This window comes from Streptococcus sp. AS14, from assembly GCF_000286495.1.
GTDB classification, from domain to species: Bacteria; Bacillota; Bacilli; order Lactobacillales; family Streptococcaceae; genus Streptococcus; species Streptococcus sanguinis_P.
The window spans coordinates 1-6,240 of sequence record NZ_ALKI01000015.1 but is presented as its reverse complement, the minus strand read 5'-3'; the positions used below and the strand labels follow the sequence as shown (position 1 = coordinate 6,240).

8 protein-coding genes and 1 pseudogene are annotated in these 6,240 nt (G+C 40.1%); all 9 read right to left on the bottom strand.

What is annotated here, in order from left to right; genetic code table 11:
- Window positions 1-446: pseudogene (locus HMPREF1150_RS12355) on the bottom strand (hypothetical protein); the annotation flags it as partial.
- Window positions 447-537: 91 nt separating this feature from the next.
- Window positions 538-1,299: a DUF6261 family protein gene (locus HMPREF1150_RS12350; RefSeq protein ID WP_009660025.1), complete on the bottom strand. Its 762-nt coding sequence runs from the start codon at window positions 1,297-1,299 to the stop codon at window positions 538-540.
- Window positions 1,300-1,829: 530 nt separating this feature from the next.
- A complete protein-coding gene (locus HMPREF1150_RS12345; protein WP_009660023.1) occupies window positions 1,830-2,516 on the bottom strand; it encodes a hypothetical protein in 687 nt (228 codons plus the stop codon).
- Window positions 2,517-2,521: 5 nt separating this feature from the next.
- The gene (locus HMPREF1150_RS12340) at window positions 2,522-2,863 is read right to left on the bottom strand and encodes a hypothetical protein (protein ID WP_232212196.1); all 342 of its coding nucleotides are present in this window, start codon (window positions 2,861-2,863) and stop codon (window positions 2,522-2,524) included.
- A 211-nt stretch (window positions 2,864-3,074) separates the two neighbouring features.
- Window positions 3,075-3,545: a hypothetical protein gene (locus HMPREF1150_RS12335; RefSeq protein WP_009660024.1), complete on the bottom strand. Its 471-nt coding sequence runs from the start codon at window positions 3,543-3,545 to the stop codon at window positions 3,075-3,077.
- Window positions 3,545-3,985, bottom strand: a complete 441-nt coding sequence (locus HMPREF1150_RS12330) for an NADAR family protein (RefSeq protein ID WP_009660022.1) — start codon at window positions 3,983-3,985, stop codon at window positions 3,545-3,547. Before HMPREF1150_RS12330 ends, HMPREF1150_RS12335 begins: the two co-directional genes overlap by 1 nt.
- The gene (locus HMPREF1150_RS12325) at window positions 3,978-4,637 is read right to left on the bottom strand and encodes a hypothetical protein (RefSeq protein WP_009660017.1); all 660 of its coding nucleotides are present in this window, start codon (window positions 4,635-4,637) and stop codon (window positions 3,978-3,980) included. Before HMPREF1150_RS12325 ends, HMPREF1150_RS12330 begins: the two co-directional genes overlap by 8 nt.
- Before the next feature lie 148 nt (window positions 4,638-4,785).
- A complete protein-coding gene (locus HMPREF1150_RS12320) occupies window positions 4,786-5,142 on the bottom strand; it encodes a hypothetical protein (RefSeq protein ID WP_009660018.1) in 357 nt (118 codons plus the stop codon).
- A 9-nt stretch (window positions 5,143-5,151) separates the two neighbouring features.
- The coding region (locus HMPREF1150_RS12315) for a deaminase domain-containing protein (protein WP_269625254.1) at window positions 5,152-6,240 on the bottom strand (1,089 nt) is incomplete at its 5' end.

Here is a 6,240-nt window from a genome sequence, read left to right as displayed (position 1 = left end):
CCATGACCAATCGCACGCCCTATTCCAAACTGGAGTGCTGCGCCCAAGGGGTCATCCTGCATCGCGGTCACCGTATGAGCGATGTCATTGGCATCGTCGGCATAATTGACAGCTTTGCCTACCGTCTGTACCGTCGTAGAGGCGGCTTTCCCTGTCTTGGCAAGCACGCTGGCATAGGTCGCAAAGCCACCGGTCGCTGCCGTCAAGACTGCGTCCACACCTGCCCAGATGCGCTCCCCGTCAGTCAGCCGTTTCCCCGAAATGGTCTCCCCGCTAAACGCCTGATAACCGCTATCTGCCACCAGGTAAGCTGTCCCTGCTCCGATAAGGATAGGAGCGAGTGTTCCTCCGCTCAGGACACTCCCTGCGATAATGGCACCCACTGCTATAATTTTACCACCAATTTCAACCCACTGCAACCAGCCCTTGTTGTTTGTAGTAGTCACAATGCGAGCTCTACTGGGCAAAACTGGAACGAGAAACCAAACGGCGTAAAAAGAAAAATCGCCCCACTTATGAGTAAGTGGAGCGTCTTTTTTATTCTGTTTCCGTTTCTACCTTTTTCGCTTCTTTCTTATCTTTGCCCTTGCGGCGTGCCAAGACATCGGCGTAGTACTTGCGGCTGTTGTTGAGGACAGATAAGGTCTTTTGGTAAATAGCGTCTTCTTTCAACTGAGCTAGAATAGCTACATAGTCGCTTAGTTGTTGGTAAGGAACTGCCAAGTCCTTGCGCAGTTGCTTGGTGTCAAAGCTGACTTTAGCGAGCTTTTCTTGTGAGCGGTCAGAGAAAACTTTTTCAAAAGCAGCTTGGCTTTCGGTCAAGTTATTCATAAAGCGCCCAATTCCTAAAGTCTCAATAGCAGATTGGTATTCTGCTTTTCTGAGTTTTTCTAATAAGCTGTTTAAAAGTGCTGTTTCTTCTTCATAGGAAACCTTGGTCGCTTTCTTGTACTGGTCGAAAAGCAAGTCTAAAGTCTTGTAAGCTGCCTTTTCGTTTTCGCGGCGGCTATTGCGGTAAGGTTTAATCGCTTCGCGCAGTGCTTGAAAATCTTCATCCCGCAACTGATCGGCTTCGATAATCGTGCTGGATTTTTCACTCGCCCGAACTTGTCCCAGCGACGCTTGATAAGCAGGCAAATTAGTCTTTAGCTGACCCAGCAGGTTAGACAAGATTTCTTCTTTCTTAACATCCAAGTTTTCTTTTTCCACATCATCCAAGAAACGCGCGATAAACTGAGAAAACTCGGCATAGCGTAAACTGCTCGTTTTCAGATTTAATAATGTTTGTTTTGCTGGCATATATCCACCTTTTCTTTTTCATTTTTATCCGATCCCCCTCGGATATGGTCATTACTTTTGAAAAGAGCTTGTCCGACCCTCTGACAGAGTAAACTGGAACAGATTTGCCTCATCTGAGCCTCGGATTGTGCTAATGAGAACAAGGGCAAACAATCTGAGGCTCTGATGGAGTCAATCAGAACTCGGGCACTCTTTCCGAGGGTCAGATTGTCTGAATGAGAACAAATCCACACAATCAGAGGATTGGTGTGTGCGAATGAGAACACGGACAAACAATCTGAGCCTCTGACGAAGTAAACCAAAATTAGTCGACCCCGTCCGAGGGTCAGACAGAGTGAGCAAGTATGAGATAAAAGCAAATCATGCCTCTCCCAATCTCCCTCAACACTTACTCTTCCCAAAAGTAATAAAATTAGTATAGCATAAGATGAAAAGATGTCAAGGTAAATTGTATTGAATAACAAAAATACCCCAAATGTTATACTTTTCTTGATTAACATTTAGGGTACCAACAAATTATACTCTCTGTTTTAAAAATCTAATCCAATTATAATCCATTCGTCTACCAAAGCCCAAAAGTCAGACTGCCTTTTAGGAAGTTCTCTTGACGACCATAAATAGGTGTTTCCATTTTCGATGTCTAAAACAACGTATTCCCCCATACCGTTACTGAAAAAATTATAAAGTGGGATTAAATCTATGTCTAACTGTTGCAAATATTCCCAGTCATAATCTGCCATAGAGTTCACATTTTTAAGGTTATCAATCCCCATGCTTTTACTTGTATAATCATAAAAACCGTTGTGGATATGAGTATAGAAATCTGTTATTGATTGTTTTATAGTTGGTGCGTTTTCTCCAAACTTTTGTTTCAGCACCTCAACTGTAACGGGTTGCTTCCCTTCATAATAGATTTCTTCTCCTGTTTGGTAAGTCAAAATCGTATACAAAAGCGAATATTCGCCGTCTAAACAAATCAAGTCTATATTTTTTAAATAATCGCCTAAATAAGAAATTGTGTTTCGCAAATCAGAAGAAGAATATTCTTTCCACACTGAAAGAATTTTTTCTTTTCTTTCTTCCAAACTATCTGACAAAAGTGCTTCTTTCCAAAAATTTGGAATTGGAGCCTCTACAATTTGGCTTTCATCCGTCACAATTTCTACACTTGAACTAGATAAACTATATTCGTTTAAAAAATCTATTTTATTAGTCACTTTTGTTATCCTCCATTTCCTTTCACATATGAGTCTATCATATTTTGAATAATTCCTTCAAGTTCTTTTTCCCTAGCAATCATTTTTTCTCTAAATTCTGGATTGATTGGAATACCTTCTTTGACATACGTTGTCCATTCCTCATAAGTTTTTGAACCTTTAGAGGCATTTGCTGATTTGCTCAACCCAACGAAATTATCCTCATAATTTAATATTTCTAATTGTTGTTCTCTAGTTAGCTTATCAAAACCTTCCATTTTTGCAATTCTATCCATTGATACTATATGGTCAGCTTCTAATGTTTCTCCCTTTTCTATTGTATGTCCTGGAATAGCAGGGTCATCCATAGGCAAAACTACATCTTTATTGACTTTTCTCCTCATTTCTGGAGACGGCGTTTTCCTTCTCAGGCTTGCATATTCTGTGTCTGATATTCTTCTTTCACCATATCGAGGCTCAGTTGTTCCAACTGATGAAAAGATGTCAAGATAAGCTAGAAAAATTTATAAATCTGATTGCTAGTATTAGAAAAAGAGGACGATTGCCCTCTTTTGACATTTATTTTGCTTCAGCAATTTCTAAAAAGACTTGTTTGAAATCCTCATAAATCTTAAAAGCTGTTTTTAAAATATCTTCCAATTCGTCGTAGTCACTGAAATTGGGCATTTTGATACGATAGTCTGGGTCAATCATCAATCTAGAATAAATTCCCCACGGCATACCCGCAATCGATTTTTCTTTATCCTTAACAGCCCAAATGAGCTCCACTGTTCCATTATAAAGTACAATATGCAGACCAAACCGATAATCTTCTATCTTTTCATAAAATTTAAAGAATTTCTCTTTGGGGTCAAAAACGGGAATATAGCCAGCCTCTGAAATCATATCCATAACTAACTCACCGTCAAGATATTTCAATCGAGTTTTATCACCCAATCTTTCTAAATCATACTCTTTCGATAAAGCCTCATAGCGTTTGATAAAGTCAATATTAAGCAGAGCCTGCTTGACTTGTGGATCTATTTCCATTATTCTGCTTTCAGCCTTTTTCTCGTTTCCATGAGAATAATTCCCAGCATATTTTTACCAGTCCCGTCACCATTATCCGCCCAGTAGTTATCATTTTTCGTATGTTCAATCAAAGTAGCATGCCCAGTCGCTAATAGCTCTCTCCTAATTGCAGGATTCTGGCGGAATTTTTCAAAAACAGCTAACCTCATGATGTTATCCTTTACCACTTCCCAGTCCGAACGCAAGGGATTTTCTCGATTGCGCCCCTCTAAAGCAGCGTCCATTGGTGACTTCAAGCGGCGAATTTTTTCTTGAATAGCTTTGTCCAAAAACTTTTGAGCTTGAAAATAATGCTCCGAAGTTGACCAGATTAGTCCATTTATCTCAAAAGGGTAGGGAGCGAAATTCGACAGATAGCCATAAGCATCATTTACCCGATAAAATTTAATTTCAGTCATTTTCTTCTCCATCTAAGCCAAAATCAGCCAATGTTTTGCCTTTTTCAGTCAAGATTTTCTGAACAAAAGGTTCATCCACCTCTAAAAGCAACTTAAGAGCGTCATGAATGCGCCAATAGTTCCTCTCTTTATCGTCAATAATAGCTGTCAAAAAGTCCTCTAAAACTGGGATATATTCTGTATAAACTTCTTTATGAATATCTAAATCTTTTTTTATTAACAAACCAATTTGCGCAATACTATAAGATGAATGTACTGCTTGCTTAGTGATTGAAATAATCGTAGGATATATCCTTTTACGAGCTTCTTGTTCTTTATGTAAATCAGTTTGACTCGCCCAATAGCCAATTAACGCATCTAAAATATGTTTGTTGGTGTCATCATAAGGATGTAGATGATGAGGGATAAATCCCTTCGTTTCTCCTTTCTCAAACAAGTCTATCAAAGTATTCAGACCGTCTTCCACCCCCCAATTTGTCAATAGCAATGCAGCATCAAAACGCACTGCCAAATCATCTGAATGGAGTAAATCTCGTAATTTATCAACTCTTTCTTTAGGAACATCTTCTAAATCCAGCTCCTGCGGAATATCCGTATAATCAACATTCTCTGGAATGTCGTAAAGTAAATGATGAATTTCTTGTTCGTTCATTAGTTTATCCATCTATTCGATAAAATGAAAATACTCTGGTGGAATGGCACCCTTGATTAAGACTTCCCCGTCTCTCTGGGCATTCGCTACATCCCCCTTAGCTCTTTCAATTTTTTCTTTTAATTTTTTAGAACTTATTGCTATTACACTATTCATCAAAAATCAACTTTACCCGTTCTAAATATTTGGGGTCTTCCTCAACCGAAAAATCACCTGCTGTAAGCATGGTATTTACTTTATCCATGTCCTTTTTTATATCACCAGATAAAGACAGTTTCTCCACTTTTTTCAGCAAATACTCTAAATAATCTGGAAACAAGCCATTATCTAAACCAATCAAAGACAAAGCTATGGTAGCACCGGCAAAGTTAGTTTCGCTTTTTTTCATAAATACGGCGCAATCTTCAAGAGCGGCAGCAAGTGCTTGACTTGTTGTAAAACCTTCTTCTGTAAAATCTTGAAAACTTTCTATAGTCATTTCTTTTGTTTCTTTATAATCCGTCATTTAAAAACCTCATTTCCATAATACATCAACTTGGATGTTAGGAAACATCCTTTTGAATTCTTCAATAATATTACTACAGCTATCACAGGGAGGAAGTTCCGTAAAGAGAGTTATTTTCCCTTTAATTTGAGGGTCTGTAATTTGTGAAGCTATATCTTCTAATATCTTAGCTTCTGTATCATTGAATCTAGGGAACTTATCTTCAACATATGTTGTGAATATTTTATCCTCTTTGCTCATTGAGAAGTCAGCAACATCCGCCCCTTTACTTGTATCGGAATGAATCCTACTATGAGCCACAAATTCTGACTTCAGCCCTTCAATTTGAACATCTGCAATTGCCATGTTACCTCGGTTTCTTAAGGCAGAATTTGGCATTGATTGACGAATTTCTTGAACTTTCGATTCAAATTTAGTCTTTAAACCTGATGTCTCACCGTTATTCCCAGCCTTAGTTGCTTCGGTATCCACCTCTTCTGGCTTCTGCACCTTCTTGCCAGCGTCAGGGGTGACTTCGGGTTGTCCGGCTTTGGGTAGGTCGGGTTCTTGTGCCTTGACCTTCGGAACGGCACTGGCACTAGCCGCAGCTGCGTCAATGTCTAGTCTGACCTTGGTTTCCATTTCTGGCTTAATCATGGTCGGATTGACTTCGGCTGGGCGACTGGCTTCAATGTCTGGCTTCTTGGTCACATCCACTTCTTTTGGACGACTGTTTGGTGACGCCACCTCGCTCGGACGAGCTTGGCTGACCTCCGGTTTAACCGTCTTGCCTGTATCAATCTCGCTCGGCTTGCTGTTGGTCTTATCCACCGCTGGACGACTTGGATTGTCAATCTCGGGTTTCGCCGTCTTAGAAGTATCAATTTCTGGCTTCTTACTTGGACCAGTTATCTCTGGACTGCTTGCACGGTCAATCTCAGGCTTGCTTGTCTTCGTCACATCAAGCTCTGGCTTCTTGCTTGGGTTTGGTATTTCTTGATGTTGAGGCGTCTGAATCTCTGGTTTTGGCTTCTTGCCTGTACCAAGCGTAGACGGATCCACATCTGTGTCCGCATGGGTCTTCAAGCCTGCATTGCCCGCTGGCAGATCCACACCTTT